The 14,855-nt window shown below is 65.8% G+C and carries 14 protein-coding genes; 6 read left to right on the top strand and 8 right to left on the bottom strand.

All coding sequences use genetic code 11. From position 1 onward, the window contains the following. The first annotated feature begins 17 nt into the window (after positions 1-17). The gene (locus V1261_RS05580) at positions 18-179 is read left to right on the top strand and encodes a hypothetical protein (RefSeq protein WP_329770636.1); all 162 of its coding nucleotides are present in this window, start codon (positions 18-20) and stop codon (positions 177-179) included. Positions 180-253: 74 nt separating this feature from the next. Then, on the top strand, positions 254-1,420 hold the full coding sequence (gene tgt / locus V1261_RS05575; protein WP_329770635.1) for a tRNA guanosine(34) transglycosylase Tgt: 1,167 nt from the start codon (positions 254-256) through the stop codon (positions 1,418-1,420). A gap of 91 nt (positions 1,421-1,511) precedes the next feature. Here tgt and V1261_RS05570 read toward each other — a convergent pair whose 3' ends face one another. The 8 genes from V1261_RS05570 to gatC all read right to left on the bottom strand — a co-directional run bounded on the left by V1261_RS05570 (position 1,512) and on the right by gatC (position 9,666). After that, positions 1,512-2,630: a cytochrome-c peroxidase gene (locus V1261_RS05570; protein ID WP_329770634.1), complete on the bottom strand. Its 1,119-nt coding sequence runs from the start codon at positions 2,628-2,630 to the stop codon at positions 1,512-1,514. A gap of 160 nt (positions 2,631-2,790) precedes the next feature. Next, positions 2,791-3,246: a DUF302 domain-containing protein gene (locus V1261_RS05565; RefSeq protein WP_329770632.1), complete on the bottom strand. Its 456-nt coding sequence runs from the start codon at positions 3,244-3,246 to the stop codon at positions 2,791-2,793. Positions 3,247-3,267: 21 nt separating this feature from the next. Further along, positions 3,268-4,245 (bottom strand): glutathione synthase, encoded by a 978-nt coding sequence (gshB, locus tag V1261_RS05560; protein ID WP_329770631.1) that lies wholly within the window; start codon positions 4,243-4,245, stop codon positions 3,268-3,270. Positions 4,246-4,291: 46 nt separating this feature from the next. Beyond that, positions 4,292-5,455: a benzoate/H(+) symporter BenE family transporter gene (locus V1261_RS05555; protein ID WP_329770752.1), complete on the bottom strand. Its 1,164-nt coding sequence runs from the start codon at positions 5,453-5,455 to the stop codon at positions 4,292-4,294. An 82-nt stretch (positions 5,456-5,537) separates the two neighbouring features. Continuing rightward, a complete protein-coding gene (proC, locus tag V1261_RS05550; protein ID WP_329770630.1) occupies positions 5,538-6,338 on the bottom strand; it encodes a pyrroline-5-carboxylate reductase in 801 nt (266 codons plus the stop codon). A gap of 32 nt (positions 6,339-6,370) precedes the next feature. After that, positions 6,371-7,825, bottom strand: coding sequence for an Asp-tRNA(Asn)/Glu-tRNA(Gln) amidotransferase subunit GatB (gene gatB, locus V1261_RS05545; protein WP_329770629.1), 1,455 nt, complete (start codon positions 7,823-7,825; stop codon positions 6,371-6,373). Between the two features lie 5 nt (positions 7,826-7,830). Next, positions 7,831-9,324, bottom strand: coding sequence for an Asp-tRNA(Asn)/Glu-tRNA(Gln) amidotransferase subunit GatA (gatA, locus tag V1261_RS05540; RefSeq protein WP_329770628.1), 1,494 nt, complete (start codon positions 9,322-9,324; stop codon positions 7,831-7,833). A 39-nt stretch (positions 9,325-9,363) separates the two neighbouring features. Further along, entirely contained in the window at positions 9,364-9,666 is a 303-nt protein-coding gene (gatC, locus tag V1261_RS05535) for an Asp-tRNA(Asn)/Glu-tRNA(Gln) amidotransferase subunit GatC (protein WP_329770627.1), read from the bottom strand. A gap of 315 nt (positions 9,667-9,981) precedes the next feature. On the opposite strand from gatC, the gene V1261_RS05530 reads away from it, so the two are divergent. From V1261_RS05530 to mrdA, 4 genes are read left to right on the top strand one after another with little or no spacing between them, the layout of a single operon-like run. Further along, complete coding sequence (locus tag V1261_RS05530) at positions 9,982-11,025, top strand: rod shape-determining protein (RefSeq protein ID WP_329770626.1); 1,044 nt, start codon at positions 9,982-9,984, stop codon at positions 11,023-11,025. 47 nt (positions 11,026-11,072) lie between these two features. After that, entirely contained in the window at positions 11,073-12,002 is a 930-nt protein-coding gene (gene mreC, locus V1261_RS05525; protein WP_329770625.1) for a rod shape-determining protein MreC, read from the top strand. After that, positions 11,999-12,517, top strand: coding sequence for a rod shape-determining protein MreD (gene mreD, locus V1261_RS05520; RefSeq protein WP_329770624.1), 519 nt, complete (start codon positions 11,999-12,001; stop codon positions 12,515-12,517). Before mreC ends, mreD begins: the two co-directional genes overlap by 4 nt. A 13-nt stretch (positions 12,518-12,530) precedes the next feature. Next, positions 12,531-14,801 carry a penicillin-binding protein 2 gene (gene mrdA, locus V1261_RS05515; protein WP_329770623.1) on the top strand — a complete coding sequence of 757 codons (2,271 nt, stop codon included), beginning with the start codon at positions 12,531-12,533 and terminating at the stop codon, positions 14,799-14,801. Positions 14,802-14,855 lie beyond the last annotated feature (54 nt).

Here is a 14,855-nt window from a genome sequence, read left to right as displayed (position 1 = left end):
AAGGAAGGATAAGTCACATGTTGTCTCTGTTTGGCCGTCTGGCCGCTGCCATGGTTTTCCTGCTGGGCTTCAGCGTTGTTACCGCCTGGGCGTGGGACAGTTCGGATCGTGCCGATGGCCGCTCCGACATCACCCAGCCCCAGCTGGTCCAGACCAGCCACGCCCCGTCGCAGCAGTAATCCTGCCGATCCCGGCACGGCGCGCCATGCGCCACACATGACGCCGGCGCAGCCAGGCCCTACAATCGGTCGCCATGCTGCAATTCGATCTTCTCTCCACCCACGGCCAGGCGCGCCGTGGCCGGCTCACGCTCAACCATGGCGTGGTCGAGACCCCCATCTTCATGCCCGTGGGCACCTATGGCACCGTCAAGGGCGTGATGCCGCGCAGCCTGCACGAGATGGGCGCACAAATCATCCTCGGCAACACCTTCCACCTCTGGATGCGTCCGGGGCTGGACATCATGCAGCAGTTTGGCGGCCTGCACCAGTTCGAAAACTGGCACAAGCCGATCCTGACCGATAGCGGCGGTTTCCAGGTCTGGAGCCTGGGCGACATGCGCAAGATCAGCGAGGAAGGCGTGCGTTTTTCCAGCCCGGTCAACGGCGACAAGCTGTTCCTCACGCCCGAGATCAGCATGCAGATCCAGACCGTGCTGAACTCCGACATCGTGATGCAGTTCGACGAGTGCACGCCTTACGAGACGCACGGCCATCTCACTACCGAGAAGGAAGCGCGTGAATCGATGGAGCTGAGCCTGCGCTGGGCGCAGCGCTGCAAGGACGAATTCGCCCGGCTGGAGAACCCGAACGCGCTGTTCGGCATCGTCCAGGGCGGCATGTTCGAGCACCTGCGCCAGGAGTCGCTTGAACAGCTGGTCGAGATGGATTTTCCCGGCTATGCGGTGGGTGGCGTCAGCGTTGGCGAGCCGAAGGAGGACATGCAGCGCCTCACCGCCTACACGCCGCACCGCCTGCCCGAGCACAAGCCGCGCTACCTGATGGGCGTAGGCACGCCGGAAGACCTGGTGTTTGGCGTGCAGCACGGCGTCGACATGTTCGACTGCGTGATGCCGACGCGCAATGCGCGCAACGGCCATGTGTTCACGCGCTTTGGCGACCTGAAGATCCGCAATGCGCGCCACAAGACCGATCCGCGCCCGCTGGACGAGACCTGCAGCTGCTACGCCTGTGCCGGCGCCAGCGGCATCCCCTACGCCGAAGGCGGCCGTGACGGCTTCAGCCGCGCCTACCAGCACCACCTGGAAAAGTGCGGCGAGATGCTCGGCCCGATGCTCACCACCATCCACAACCTGCACTACTACCTGAACCTGATGCAGGAAATCCGCGATGCCATGGATGCCAACCGTTTCGAGGCCTTCGTGCAGCAGTTCCACGCCGATCGCGCACGCGGCGTTTGATCCCTCACGCCGGAACTGACACGGCAGGCAGCAAAAAGGCCTTCCCCCTTGCGGGTGGAAGGCCTTGTCGTTTGCGCCTCAGCGCAGCGGATTATTGCTTGGCAAAGGGATCGGGACGCGGCGTGCTGTCACCCGACACCGGCAGTTGCGGCAGTGCAAAGTTCGGCTGGTCGCCGGTCAGCGTCTTCAGGAAGGCGACGATCTTGGCGTTCTCGTCTTCCGTGAAGGTGCGGCCCAACTGCAGCTTGCCCATGGTGTCCACGGCTTCGGTCAGCGTCATGGCCGCGCCATCGTGGAAGTAGGGATAGGTCAGTTCCACGTTACGCAGCGTCGGCACCTTGAACAGGAAGCGGTCCTGGTCAGACTTGGTCACGTCCATGCGGCCCTGGGCCGTGTGTGCCGTCTTGTAGGCTTCGACCACGCCCATTTTCTGGAATGAGGCACCGCCCACGTTGGGGCCGTTGTGGCAGGCCACGCAGCCAGCCGACTTGAACAGCTCGTAACCCGCCAGCTCGTCGGCGGTGATGGCCGAGTCGTCACCCAGCAGCCACTTGTCGAAACGGGAGTTGGGCGTGACCAGCGTTTCCTCGAAAGCCGCCAGCGCCGTCGTCACCTGGTCGATATCGATCTTGTCGCTCTTGAAGACCTCGGTAAATTCCTGCTTGTAGCCCGGAATGGTTTCCAGCAGGGCCACGGCCAGATCGTGCGTGAAGGCCATTTCCACCGGGTTGGCAATCGGGCCGCCGGCCTGTTCCTTCAGGTCCTTGGCGCGGCCGTCCCAGAACTGGGCGATGTTCAGGCTGGAGTTCAGCACGGTGGGCGAGTTGATGCCGCCCTTCTGCCAGCGGTCGCCGATGGAAGCGGCCAGGTTGTCAGAGCCACCCATGCTCAGGTTGTGGCAGGAGTTGCAGGAGAAACCGCCGGAGCGCGACAGGCGCGGATCAAAGAACAGCTTCTTGCCCAGTTCGACCATGGCCGGATCCTTGATCTCGGCCACCGGAATCGGCTTGATCAGCTCATTGCGGACCGCAGCAGCCGGTGCCGCTGCCGTGGCGGAAGCCGGTGCAGAAGCAGCAGCGCTGGCAGCAGCAGAGGCGGCCGGGGCAGCCGTCGGGGCTGCAGGCTTCTGGTCATTGCCACAGCCAACGAGTCCGAGGGTCAGGGCCGTGATGACCGCCGCGGTCAAGGCATTGAGTTTCTTGTAGGCCATGGGCATTTTCTCCTGTCTGCACATGCGTGCTTGCGTTATAGATGCATTTGCAGTGCAGAACGGGATGACCACCAAAGGCTACAAAATCCACACTGATATTGGGGATTCTGTCTGTATTCCTGGCACATGACAAGATTTGACCGAGTGTAACAGTGGGTTTTCAGAATACATCCGGCGGGCCGATCAGCAGGCGGTCCACCACGCGGCGCAGCAGGCCGTAGTGCAGCTGGCACAGGCGTTGCCAGTCCTCGCCAGCAGCGGCACCCGTCAAGGGATCCTGCAGGGCCACGCGCACCTGTCCGGGTGCCAGTTCACGCACGCTGGCTCGCAGCGGCAGCAGCACGCACAGGTCCGGATCGATCTGCCGCACCTGCTCCAGCACGCGCGGTGCGCAGACCGACAGCAGCACCTGGTTGCGGCGCGCTGCGGCATCGGACAGATCCTGCTCCTGCCAGATCTGCAAGTCCTCGGCCTCCAGCGCCTTGCGTACATCGCCGAGCGCGGCGTGGAACGGCCGGTGCACCTCTACCGTCAGTGCAAAGGCAGGCCGGCACGCGCTCTCTGCGTCGGCAGGCTGGCGCGCCGGCGAGGTCCGGCTGAGGAAAGGCCACACCATCTGCGCCTGCTCCGCCGGGACTCAGCCCTGCTGCAGGGCACGTTCCAGCGCATCAATGAACAGCGCCGGCACGTTGCAACCCATCTGGTCGTGGATTTCCTGGAAGCAGGTCGGGCTGGTGACGTTGATCTCGGTCACCTTGGTGCCGATGATGTCCAGGCCGATCAGCAGCAAGCCACGCGGTGCCAGCGCCTCGCCAATCGCCAACGCCGTGGCACGGTCGGCATCGCTCAGCGGCTGCGCCACGCCCTTGCCGCCGGCGGCCAAGTTGCCGCGCACCTCGCCACCCTGCGGAATGCGCGCCAGACAGAACGGCACCGGCTCGCCGCCAATGATCAGCACGCGCTTGTCGCCCTCGGCGATTTCCGGCAGGAACTTCTGCACCATCACCGTGTTCTGGCCACCCTGATTCAGCGTGTCGATGATGCTGCCCAGGTTCAGGCCGTCGGCCTTGACGCGGAAAATGCCGGCACCGCCCATGCCGTCCAGCGGCTTCAGGATGATGTCCTGGTGCTCGGCATGGAAGGCGCGGATGTCGGCGGCGCGGCGCGTCACCAGCGTCGGCGCGATGAACTGCGGGAATTCGAGGATGGAGAGCTTTTCCGGCTGCTCGCGCAGTGCGCCCGGGCGGTTGAACACGCGTGCGCCCTCGCGGCCGGCCTGCGTCAGCAGGTGCGTGCAGTAGATGTATTCGGCATCGAAGGGCGGATCCTTGCGCATCAGCACGGCGTCAAAATCGCGCAGCGCGGCGACGCGGCGCTCGCTGCCCTGCTGCTCGGCGCGGAACCACTGCGGCTTCTCGCCGGTGAGCGTGATGTCGCGCACATCGGCTGTCACCAGCTGCTGGCCGGACTGGCTGTGCGCCACCCAGCTCAGGTCGGCCGGCTCGCACACGCTGATGCGGTAACCACGCGCCTGCGCCTCGCGCATCATGGCAAAGGTAGTGTCCTTGTAGATGACGAAGGATTCGATCGGGTCGGCAACAAACAGCAGGTGCATGGGGTTCCTTTCAGGCAATCTGACCCTGCACTTTACCCTGTTTGGCTCACACCCGTCGGCGCGGTACGCCTTCCTGCACCAGCAGTGCGACCATGCCGGCGACCACGCCCCAGAAGGCCGAACCGATGCCGAGCAGCTCGACGCCGCTGAGCGTGACCAGGAAGGTGATCACCGCCACTTCGCGATGACGTTCCGGGCCCAGGCCCGCCACCAGGCTGCTGGCAATCGTGGACAGCAGCGCCAGCCCGGCCACCGCCTGCACCAGTTGCAGCGGGAAGGCCGCCAGCAGGCCGGCCACCATCACGCCGCCAATGCCGATCACGATCATCAGCAGGCCCCAGACCACGGCTGCCATGTAGCGCCGCGTCGGGTCTTCATGCGCCTCGCGGCCCATGCAGATGCTGGCGGTGATGGCGCTGAAGTTGATCGCATAGCAGCCAAACGGCGCCAGCACCAGCGACACCATGCCGGTCAGCGTGATCAGCGGCGATACCGGCAGCGCATAGCCGGCAGCACGGAAGGCCGCCACGCCAGGCAGGTTCTGCGATGCCATGGTGACGACGAACAGCGGCAGCGCCATGCTGACAATCGCCTGCCAGTGGAAATCCGGCTCCATGAACACCGGCCGCGCCAGGCCAAAGGCCAGCGCCGAGGTATCGAGCATGCCGGTGAGCGCGGCCCAGGCGATGCCGGCGATCAGCGTCCAGAGCATGGCGTAGCGCGCGCTGAAACGTTTGCCCAGCAGATAGACCAGCAGCATGCAGAGCACCAGCCCCGGCGCCGTGGTGGCGGCACCAAAGGCCTGCATGGCAAAGCGTGCCAGCACGCCTGCCAGCAGTGCCGCTGCCACCGCCATCGGAATCCGGTCCATGATGCGCTCGAACCAGCCGCTGACGCCGCTGGCCACGATCAGCAGCGAGCTGACCATGAAGGCGCCCACCGCCTGGCTCAGCGTGAACTGGCCAGTGGCGGCAGCCGTGGCCAGCACCACCGCGCCCGGCGTGGACCAGGCCATCATCACCGGCTTGCGCAGCAGCAGCGAAGGCACCAGGCTGGTCAGGCCGCAGGCGATGCACAACGCCCAGATCCAGGACGCGGTTTCTTCGGTCGTCGCGCCCAGGCCATGCGCGGCCTGGAAGATGATGGCGACCGAGCTGGTAAAGCCGACCAGCGTGGCGACAAAACCGGCCACCCAGGCGGTGGTCGACATGTCGCGCGCCCAGTCACGCAGGGGAAGGGAAGGCAAGCGGAGCATGGGCAGGCGCTGGATCGGCAGGCAAGGGGGGACGGAATCAGCCCTGCAATTCGCGGTCGCGCGCGATGCAGGCGGCAATCGCCTGCTTGACCGCATGGCGGAAACCATGGGCATCGAGCGCATTCACGCCGGCAATCGTGGTGCCGCCGGGCGAGCAGACCCGGTCTTTCAACACCCCGGGGTGCTCGCCGGTGTCCAGCACCATGCGGGCCGATCCGGCCACAGCCTGGGCCGCGATGCGCTGGGCATCGGCGCGCAGCAGGCCGGCAGCGACGCCGGCATCGGCCATGGACTCGATCAGGATATCGATGAAGGCCGGCGAGCAGCTAGCCAGCGCCATGAAGGCGCTGAAGTCCTTCTCGCCAATCTGCACCACCTCGCCACAGGCCGCAAACAGCGACTTGACCAGTTCCAGCTCATCCGGCGTGACCGGCGCATTCGGCGCGATCGCCGTCATGCCCTGGCCGATCAGCGCCGGCGTGTTGGGCATCACGTGGAACAGTCTGGCCTCGCTGCCGTACATGGTTTCGAGGCGCTCCATCGTCATGCCGGCGGCAATCGATACCAGCAGCACGCCGGGCTTGAGCTGCGGACGGATCTCGGCCGCCAGATCGGCATATTGCTGCGGCTTGACGCCGAGGATGATGACATCGGCCTGCTGCACCGCCTCGGTGTTGCTGGCAGCCACCTGCACGCCCAGCTCGTCGGCCATGGACTGCGCATCGGCGGCGTTGAGCGAGGTGATGCGCACCTGCTGCGCCGGCACCAGGCCGGCACGCAGCACGCCGCTGAGGATGGCGCGGCCCATGTTGCCGCAGCCGAGAATCGTCAATTGCATGGACATCGCGTGTCTCCGTATCGATGCGGGGCTCAGCCCAGTTTCTGCTTCAGCAGCGCGTTGACCTGGCCCGGGTTGGCCTTGCCCTTGCTGGCCTTCATGACCTGGCCGACCAAGGCGTTGAAGGCCTTGTCCTTGCCCGCCTTGTATTGTTCGACGTTGCCCGGGTTGGCCGCGATCACCTCGTCGATGATGGCTTCCAGCGCGCCGGTATCGTTCATCTGCTTCAGGCCCTTGGCCTCGATCAGGGCATCGACTTCGTTGCCTTCACCGGTCCACAGCGCCTCGAACACCTGGCGGCCGGCGGCGTTGCTGATGGTGCTGTCGGCAATGCGCTGGATCAGCGCCGCCAGCTGCGTGGCAGATACCGGGCTTTGCGCGACCTCGATCTCGTCGGCATTCAGGCGGCGCGACAGCTCGCCCATGACCCAGTTGCTGCTCAGCTTGGGCTGGCCGCTGGCCTGCGCCACCTGCTCGAAGAAGGCCGCCATGTCGCGGCTCAGCGTCAGCTGGCTGGCATCGTATTCGGGCAGACCGTAATCATGGACAAAGCGCTCGGCCATCTGGCGCGGCAGTTCCGGCATGTCGGCCTGCACTTGCGCCACCCATTCAGGCGCAATCACCAGTGGCGGCAGGTCGGGATCGGGAAAATAGCGGTAATCGGCCGCATCTTCCTTGGTCCGCATGGCGCGCGTCTCGCCGGTGTCGGGATCGAACAGCACGGTAGCCTGCTGGATCTCGTAGCCGTCTTCCAGCTGCTCGATCTGCCAGCGGATCTCGTAATCGATCGCCTGCTGCATGAAGCGGAAGCTGTTGAGGTTCTTGATCTCGCGGCGCGTGCCCAGCGGCTCACCCGGCTTGCGCACGCTGACGTTGGCATCGCAGCGAAACGAGCCTTCCTGCATGTTGCCGTCACAGATGCCGATCCAGGTCACGATCTTGTGCAGCTCCTTGGCATAGGCCACGGCCTCCTCGGTGCTGCGCATGTCGGGCTCGGTCACGATTTCCAGCAGCGGCGTGCCGGCGCGGTTCAGGTCGATGCCGCTCTGGCCGATGAAATCCTCGTGCAGCGACTTGCCGGCATCTTCTTCCAGGTGGGCACGCACCAGGCGCACCGTCTTCTTCTCGTCACCAACGTAGAACGATACCTCGCCGCCCTGCACCACCGGAATCTCGAACTGGCTGATCTGGTAGCCCTTGGGCAGGTCCGGGTAGAAATAGTTCTTGCGCGCAAAAATGCTGCGCGGCGCGATATGCGAACCCACTGCCAGACCGAAGCGGATGGCGCGATCAACCACGGCACGGTTCATCACCGGCAGCGTGCCCGGCAGCGCCAGGCAGACGGCGCTGGCCTGGGTGTTGGGTTCGGCACCAAAGGCGATGCTGGTGCGACTGAAAATCTTGCTCTGGGTCGACAGCTGGGCATGCGTCTCGAAGCCGATCACGACTTCATAGCCCTGGACGAGTTGCGTTGTGCTCTTGCTCATGGTGCTCAGATTCCTTGCGGCGCGCGCTGATGCCAGTCGGTGGCTTGCTGGAAGCGGTGGGCGGCGTTCAGCAGGCGGCCTTCCTGCAGGTAGTTGCCAATCAACTGCAGACCAACCGGCATGCCGGCCTCGCCGAAACCGGCCGGCACGCTCATCGCCGGCAGGCCGGCCAGCGATGCCGACAGCGTGTAGATGTCGGCCAGGTAATCATCCAGCGGGCTCTTCTCGGCACCCAGCTTGCCGGCCACACGCGGGGCCACCGGGCCGGCGATCAGGTCGCACTGGGCAAACGCCTGCTGCAACTGCTCGGCCAGCAAGCGGCGGATCTGCTGTGCCTTCAGGTAGTAGGCATCGTAGTAGCCATGGCTCAGCACATAGGTGCCGGTCAGGATGCGGCGCTTGACCTCTTCACCAAAACCTTCTTCGCGTGTCTTCTCGTACATGTCGGTCAAATCACCGTACCGGGCAGCACGATGGCCGTAACGCACGCCATCGAAACGGCTCAAATTGCTGCTGGCTTCGGCCGGGGCAATGATGTAGTAGACCGGAATGCTCACCGGCACCAGCGGCAGGGAAATGTCCACCAGCTTCGCGCCCAGCTTTTCGTATTCCTTCAGCGCCTCCTGCACGGCGGCGCGCACGTCGTCGCTCAGGCCTTCGTCCATGAACTCGCGCGGCACGCCGATACGCAGGCCGTCGATGCTGTCGTTCAGCTTCAGGCTGTAATCCTCGACCGGCACATCAAGCGACGTGGCATCACGGTCGGCATCCACACCGCTCATGGCGCTCAGCAGCAGCGCGCAGTCCTCGGCCGTGTGTGCCATCGGGCCGGCCTGGTCCAGGCTGCTGGCGTAGGCAATCATGCCGTAGCGGCTGACGCGGCCATAGGTCGGCTTGATGCCGGTGACGCCACAGAACGAGGACGGCTGGCGGATCGAGCCGCCGGTATCGGAGCCGGTGGCACAGGGGGCCAGCTGCGCCGCCAGCGCCGCCGAGCTGCCGCCCGAGGAGCCACCCGGCACACGCGTCAGGTCCCAGGGGTTGAGCGTCTTGCCGAAGGCGGAGTTTTCGGTGCCCGCGCCCATGGCAAATTCGTCCATGTTCAGCTTGCCCAGCGTGACCATGCCGGCACCGGCATCCTGACCGCCCTGGTCCTGGTTGCCAAAGCCCAGGCGTGCCACCACGGTGGCGTCAAACGGGCTGCGGTAGCCTTCCAGCATCTTGCTGGCGGCGGTAGTCGGCCACTCGCGCGTGACGAACACGTCCTTGTGCGCGATCGGCACGCCGGTCAGCGGCGTGGCCTGGCCGGCGGCGATGCGCGCATCGGCCTGGGCTGCCTGCTGCAGCGTGGCATCGGCATCGATGCTCAGGTAGGCGTTGATATCGGCGCGGGCCTGGCTACGGGCCAGGAAATGCTGCGCCAGTTCGGTGGCACTGGCCTGGCCGCTCTGCAGCAGGCGGCCCAGTCCGGCCACGGTTTGGGTGTGGAATTCGCTCATGGTGGAAATCTGTTGCGGGTCTGTGGGAGGCACGCGGCCTTACTCGATCACCTTGGGCACCAGGAACAGGCCGTTCTCGACCGCCGGGGCGCTGCGCTGGTTGGCTTCGCGCTGGTTGGGTTCGCTGGCGACGTCGTCGCGCAGGCGCAGGGCCACTTCCTGCATCACGTCAGTCGGGTGTGCCAGCGGCTGCACGCCGGTGGTGTCCACCTCCTGCATGGCACCGACCACGGTGTCGAAAAACTGGTTGAGATGATCCTGCAGGCGCGGGCTTTCCTCGGCGGTCAGCGACAGCCGGGACAGCTTGGCAATGGAGGCGATATTTTCTGCGGTAAGGGACATGGAGCAATCTCTTGTCGGATGAACGCCACGCCAGTGCCGGGCAGCTGCTGCAGGGCTGATGGTGCAATGCAACAAAAGGGCTTGACCGGACGCCAAAAGTGACGTTCGGATACTGACGCAATACGGCGGATAAGGTATTATCCTAGGTTTGGAACCGGTCTGCGAATGGCCGTGCGCAATGCCGTTGCCAACGTCCTGTCCAAGACGATCGCCATGGTGCCCGCAGCGCCCGCATCCCCTTCCCGAAACAGACACTTCCCCCATATGCAGCGCCGCCGCAGGCATCTCTTGCGACGGGCTTGAAGGATCCTACCCATGTTTTCTGGTTTCCGCCGGTACTTCTCGACTGACCTGGCCATCGACCTCGGCACCGCCAACACCCTGATCTGCACCCGTGACAAGGGCATCGTCCTGGACGAGCCCTCCGTCGTGGCGATCCGCCACGAAGGCGGCCCCAACGGCCGCAAGGTGATCCAGGCCGTCGGCCGTGACGCCAAGGCGATGCTTGGCAAGGTGCCCGGCAACATCGACGCGATCCGCCCGATGAAGGACGGCGTGATCGCCGATTTCGTCGTCACCGAGCAGATGATCAAGCAGTTCATCAAGATGGTGCATCCGCGCTCGGTGCTGCGCCCCAGCCCGCGCATCATTGTCTGCGTGCCCTGCGGCTCGACCCAGGTCGAGAAGCGCGCCATCCGTGACGCGGCCCTTGGCGCCGGCGCCAGCGACGTGTTCCTGATCGAGGAGCCCATGGCCGCCGCCATCGGTGCCGGCCTGCCGGTGTCCGAAGCCAGCGGCTCGATGGTGGTCGACATCGGCGGCGGTACCACCGAAGTCGGCGTGATCAGCCTGGGCGGCATGGTCTACAAGGGCAGCGTGCGCGTCGGTGGCGACCGTTTCGACGACGCCATCATCAACTACATCCGCCGCAACTACGGCATGCTGATCGGCGAGCAGACCGCCGAGGCGATCAAGAAGGAAATCGGTTCTGCCTTCCCCGGCTCCGAAGTCAAGGAGATGGAAGTCAAGGGCCGTAACCTGTCCGAAGGCGTGCCGCGCAGCTTCACCATCAGCAGCAACGAGATCCTCGAGGCGCTGAGCGAGCCGCTCAACCAGATCGTCAGCGCCGTCAAGACCGCGCTGGAGCAGACCCCGCCCGAACTGGGTGCCGACATTGCCGACCGCGGCATGATGCTGACCGGCGGTGGCGCCCTGCTGCGTGACCTGGATCGCCTGCTGGCCGAAGAAACCGGCCTGCCGGTGCTGGTGGCCGAAGACCCGCTGTCCTGCGTGGTGCGCGGCTGCGGCATCGCGCTGGAGCGCATGGACCGCCTCGGCAGCATCTTCACCGACGACTGAGTTCTGTCGGAGCCGGCTGCACGCCGGTTCTGCCAGATACGCCTGCCATGGCCCTGGACACCCTGGAACGCAGCACGCCCCGCCTGTTCCATCGCGGGCCGTCTCCCCTGACCCAACTGGGCATCGCCGCCATCGTGGCGGTGTTCCTGATGCTGGCCGACAGCCGCTTTCAGGTGGGCAATTCGGCGCGATCGGTGCTGGCCACCGTGCTGGCGCCGCTGCAGTGGCTGAGCGCGCAACCGGTGAAATCGGTCAACCTGATGGGCGATTACGTCACCACGCTGGACAGCGCGCGCCAGAGCCAGGAGCAGGCCGCCCTGCTGATTGCACAGCAGGCACTCAAGGCCCAGCGCGCCGAGCTGCTGCAGCGTGAAAACGAACAACTGCGCCAGATGCTCAGCCTGCAGCAGGCGCTGCCGATCCAGGCACGCGCCGCCGAGATCGTCTATATCGCGCCCGATCCGTTCACGCGCAAGGTCGTCATCAACAAGGGCAGCGCCCAGGGCGTGGCACTGGGCTCGCCGGTGATCGACTCCACCGGCCTGCTCGGCCAGACGATCCGCGTGTTCCCGCTCAGCAGCGAAGTCTCGCTGATCGACAACCCCGAGTATTCCGTGCCCATCCTCAACACGCGCAGCGGCCAGCGTGGCCTGGCCTTTGGCGATGGCGAAGCTTCCCAAGCCGGCATGCTGGAAGTGCGCTTTGTCTCGCACAATGCCGATTTCCAGGTCGGTGACGTGCTCACCACCAGCGGCAGCGGCGGCATCTACCCGGCCGGCCTGCCGGTCGGTACCGTGACCGTGGTCGAACGCCAGAGCAGCACCTCGTTCTCGCGCGTGCAGGTGCAGCCTTCGGCACGCCCGCTGGCGCTCGGCTATGTGCTGGTGCTGGATCCGCAACCGGTGGTGCAGCAGGAGGCCGCCGCAGCCGCGGCTGATGCCGCCAGCCAGCCGGCATCGACAGGGAGCGCGCCATGAGCCTGCACCGCACCGAGCAGCTGCTGCTGCCCGTCAAGCCCTGGTTCATCGTCGGCAGCCTGTTCGTGGCGCTGCTGCTGAACCTGCTGCCGTTTGGCCGCACGCCCTGGGTGCCCGACATCCTGCTGCTGGTGCTGGCCTTCTGGGTATTGCAGCAGCCGCTGTTCGTCGGCGTGACGATCGCCTTCCTGTGCGGGCTGGTGATGGACGTGCACCACACGACCTTGCTCGGCATGCACGCGCTGGCCTACAGCATCGTGGCCTGCCTGATGCACCTGTCGCGCCGCCACCTGCAATGGTTCTCGCCCTGGTCGCAGATGCTGCAGGTGTTCGGCATCCTGCTGCTGGGCCATGGCTGCCTGTGGCTGCTGCGCCTGATTGCCGGTGGCGATTTTCCCGGCTGGTCGCTGTTGCTGGCGCCGGTGATCGAGGCCGTGCTGTGGCCCTTCATCAGCCTGCTGCTGCTGGCACCGCAGCGCCTCGCGCCCGACCGCGACCTGACGCGTCCACTGTGAGCCGCCTGTGGCCATGATGTCCGGACTGCATTCCGCCAGTGATATCCGCAACGCCGAGGCGCAGCAGAGCGCCTTCCGGCTGCGCCTGCTGGCCATGGGCGCGCTGGTGCTGATCTGCTTCAGCCTGCTGGTCTGGCGCTGGAGCGTGCTGCAGATCGCGCGCCACGACACCTACCTGGAACAGGCCGAACGCAACCGCACCGCCCTGCTGCCGATCGTGCCCAGCCGCGGCCAGATCATGGACCGCAACGGCATCGTGCTGGCGACCAACTACTCGGCCTACACGCTGGAGCTGACGCCCAGCAAGATCGATGACGTGGACGAGACGATTGATGCGCTGGCCGAGATCATCCCGATTTCCGATGCCGATCGGCGCCGCTTCAAGCGCTTGCGCCAGGACAGCCGCAGCTTCGAGGCAGTGCCGCTGCGCAGCCGCCTGAGCGAGGAAGAAATCGCGCGCTTCTCGGCACAGCGCTACCGTTTTCCGGGCGTGGCCATCAATGCCCGGCTCTACCGCTACTACCCGTACACCGAAGCCGGCAGCCATCTGATCGGCTATATCGGCCGCATCAACCAGCGCGAGAAGGAACGCATCGAGGACAGCGACCTGGCCGACAACTACAAGGGCACCGAGCATATCGGCAAGCTCGGCGTGGAGCAGGCCTACGAGGAGCAGCTGCACGGCACCTCCGGCCGCGAGCAGATGGAAACCACCGCCGGCGGCTTTGTCGTGCGCCGGCTCGCCAGCACCCCGTCCACGCCGGGACAGAACGTGATCCTGTCGGTCGACATCAAGCTGCAGATGATGGTGGAGCAGCTGTTCGGCAAGCGCCGTGGCGCGCTGGTGGCGATCGATCCGCGTGACGGCCAGGTGCTGGCACTGGTCAGCGCCCCGACCTTCGATCCCAACCTGTTTGTCGACGGCATCGACCACGAGAGCTGGAATGCGCTGAACAACTCGCCGGACACGCCCTTGCTGAACCGCGCGATCCGCGGCACCTACCCGCCCGGCTCCACCTACAAGCCCTTCATGGCGCTGGCGGCACTGGAAACCGGCACCCGCACCGCCGGCACCACGATCCACGATCCCGGCTACTACATGTTCGGCAGCCACCGCTTCCGCAGCGGCCATGCGCTGGGCAGCGTCAACCTGCACCGCAGCATCGTCAAGTCGAGCAACGTCTACTATTACTCGCTGGCGCACGAGATGGGCGTGCAGAAGATCCATGATTTCATGGCACCGCTCGGCTTTGGCCAGTCCTCCGGCATCGACATGCGCGGCGAGACGCGCGGCATCCTGCCGAGCCCGGAATGGAAGCGCAACACCTACAAGCGCGCGGCCCAGCAGAAGTGGTTGGCCGGCGAGACGATTTCGCTCGGCATTGGCCAGGGCTACAACAGCTTCACCATGCTGCAGCTGGCGAATGCGCTGGCGACGCTGGTGAACGGCGGCCACAAGTACGAGCCGCGCGTGGTGCAATCGCTGCAGGATCCGGAAACGCGCCAGCTGCACACGCCGGAGCGGGACCCGGCGCAGGACCTGGGCTACCAGCCCGAGCACATCACCATGGTCAAGAACGGCATGGTGGGCGTGACGCTGGAAGGTACCGGCCGCGGCGTGTTTGCCGGTGCCGGCTACCTGAGCGGCGGCAAGACCGGTACTGCCCAGGCGGTATCGATTGCGCAGGGCCAGCGCTACAACGCGGCCGCACTGGCCGAGCGCAAGCGTGACCACTCGCTCTACGTGGCGTTTGCGCCGGCCGACAATCCGACGATTGCCGTGGCCGTGATCGTGGAAAACGCCGGTTTTGGTGCCACCGCCGCAGCCCCGATCGCGCGCCGCGTGCTCGACTACTGGCTGATGGGCCAATACCCGAACGAAGCCGATATCGCCGCCACCTCGGTCGGCCGCAGCAGCCGCCCGATGGGCACGCCGCTGCGCGTGGCCGACATGCCCTGGCCCCCCAAGGGCACGGCGATGCTGACGCAGAACGGCAACGGCCTGCCGATGGCGGTGCGCAGCACCGAGGCCATGGCGAGCGCGCCGTTGCCAGCCGCTACCGTTGCCAATGTCGCCCCGGCAGCGGCCACTACGCCGGCCTCTGCGGCTTCGTCGCCGGCTTCTGCCGCGGCAACCCTAGCACCGGCCAGCAGTCCCTACCTGCCGGCACCGGCGGGTGCGCTGTACCAGATCTTCCAGCCACGTCCGCCAGCGAGCGCCGCTTCCGGCGCGGCTGCCGCCAGCACACCGCAATCACCGACCAGCCCCGCCACGCGGCGCTGAATCCGGCCTTCCGGAAACAACAAGGGCGCGCTGTTGCCAGCGCGCCCTTGTCAT

Origin of the sequence: Brachymonas sp. J145, from assembly GCF_036312245.1 — a bacterium.
Taxonomy (GTDB): Bacteria; Pseudomonadota; Gammaproteobacteria; order Burkholderiales; family Burkholderiaceae_C; genus Brachymonas; species Brachymonas wangyanguii.
The sequence above is the reverse complement of the archived record's forward strand: the minus strand, read 5'-3'. Positions and strand labels throughout refer to the sequence as shown.

Excerpts from the sequence above, each read along its gene's own strand:
- V1261_RS05580 (WP_329770636.1), top strand. The coding sequence starts at position 18 with ATGTTGTCTCTGTTTGGCCGTCTGGCCGCTGCCATGGTTTTCCTGCTG.
- tgt (WP_329770635.1), top strand. The coding sequence starts at position 254 with ATGCTGCAATTCGATCTTCTCTCCACCCACGGCCAGGCGCGCCGTGGC.
- V1261_RS05570 (WP_329770634.1), bottom strand. The coding sequence starts at position 2,630 with ATGGCCTACAAGAAACTCAATGCCTTGACCGCGGCGGTCATCACGGCC.
- V1261_RS05565 (WP_329770632.1), bottom strand. The coding sequence starts at position 3,246 with ATGGTGTGGCCTTTCCTCAGCCGGACCTCGCCGGCGCGCCAGCCTGCC.
- gshB (WP_329770631.1), bottom strand. The coding sequence starts at position 4,245 with ATGCACCTGCTGTTTGTTGCCGACCCGATCGAATCCTTCGTCATCTAC.
- V1261_RS05555 (WP_329770752.1), bottom strand. The coding sequence starts at position 5,455 with ATGTCGACCACCGCCTGGGTGGCCGGTTTTGTCGCCACGCTGGTCGGC.
- proC (WP_329770630.1), bottom strand. The coding sequence starts at position 6,338 with ATGCAATTGACGATTCTCGGCTGCGGCAACATGGGCCGCGCCATCCTC.
- gatB (WP_329770629.1), bottom strand. The coding sequence starts at position 7,825 with ATGAGCAAGAGCACAACGCAACTCGTCCAGGGCTATGAAGTCGTGATC.
- gatA (WP_329770628.1), bottom strand. The coding sequence starts at position 9,324 with ATGAGCGAATTCCACACCCAAACCGTGGCCGGACTGGGCCGCCTGCTG.
- gatC (WP_329770627.1), bottom strand. The coding sequence starts at position 9,666 with ATGTCCCTTACCGCAGAAAATATCGCCTCCATTGCCAAGCTGTCCCGG.
- V1261_RS05530 (WP_329770626.1), top strand. The coding sequence starts at position 9,982 with ATGTTTTCTGGTTTCCGCCGGTACTTCTCGACTGACCTGGCCATCGAC.
- mreC (WP_329770625.1), top strand. The coding sequence starts at position 11,073 with ATGGCCCTGGACACCCTGGAACGCAGCACGCCCCGCCTGTTCCATCGC.
- mreD (WP_329770624.1), top strand. The coding sequence starts at position 11,999 with ATGAGCCTGCACCGCACCGAGCAGCTGCTGCTGCCCGTCAAGCCCTGG.
- mrdA (WP_329770623.1), top strand. The coding sequence starts at position 12,531 with ATGATGTCCGGACTGCATTCCGCCAGTGATATCCGCAACGCCGAGGCG.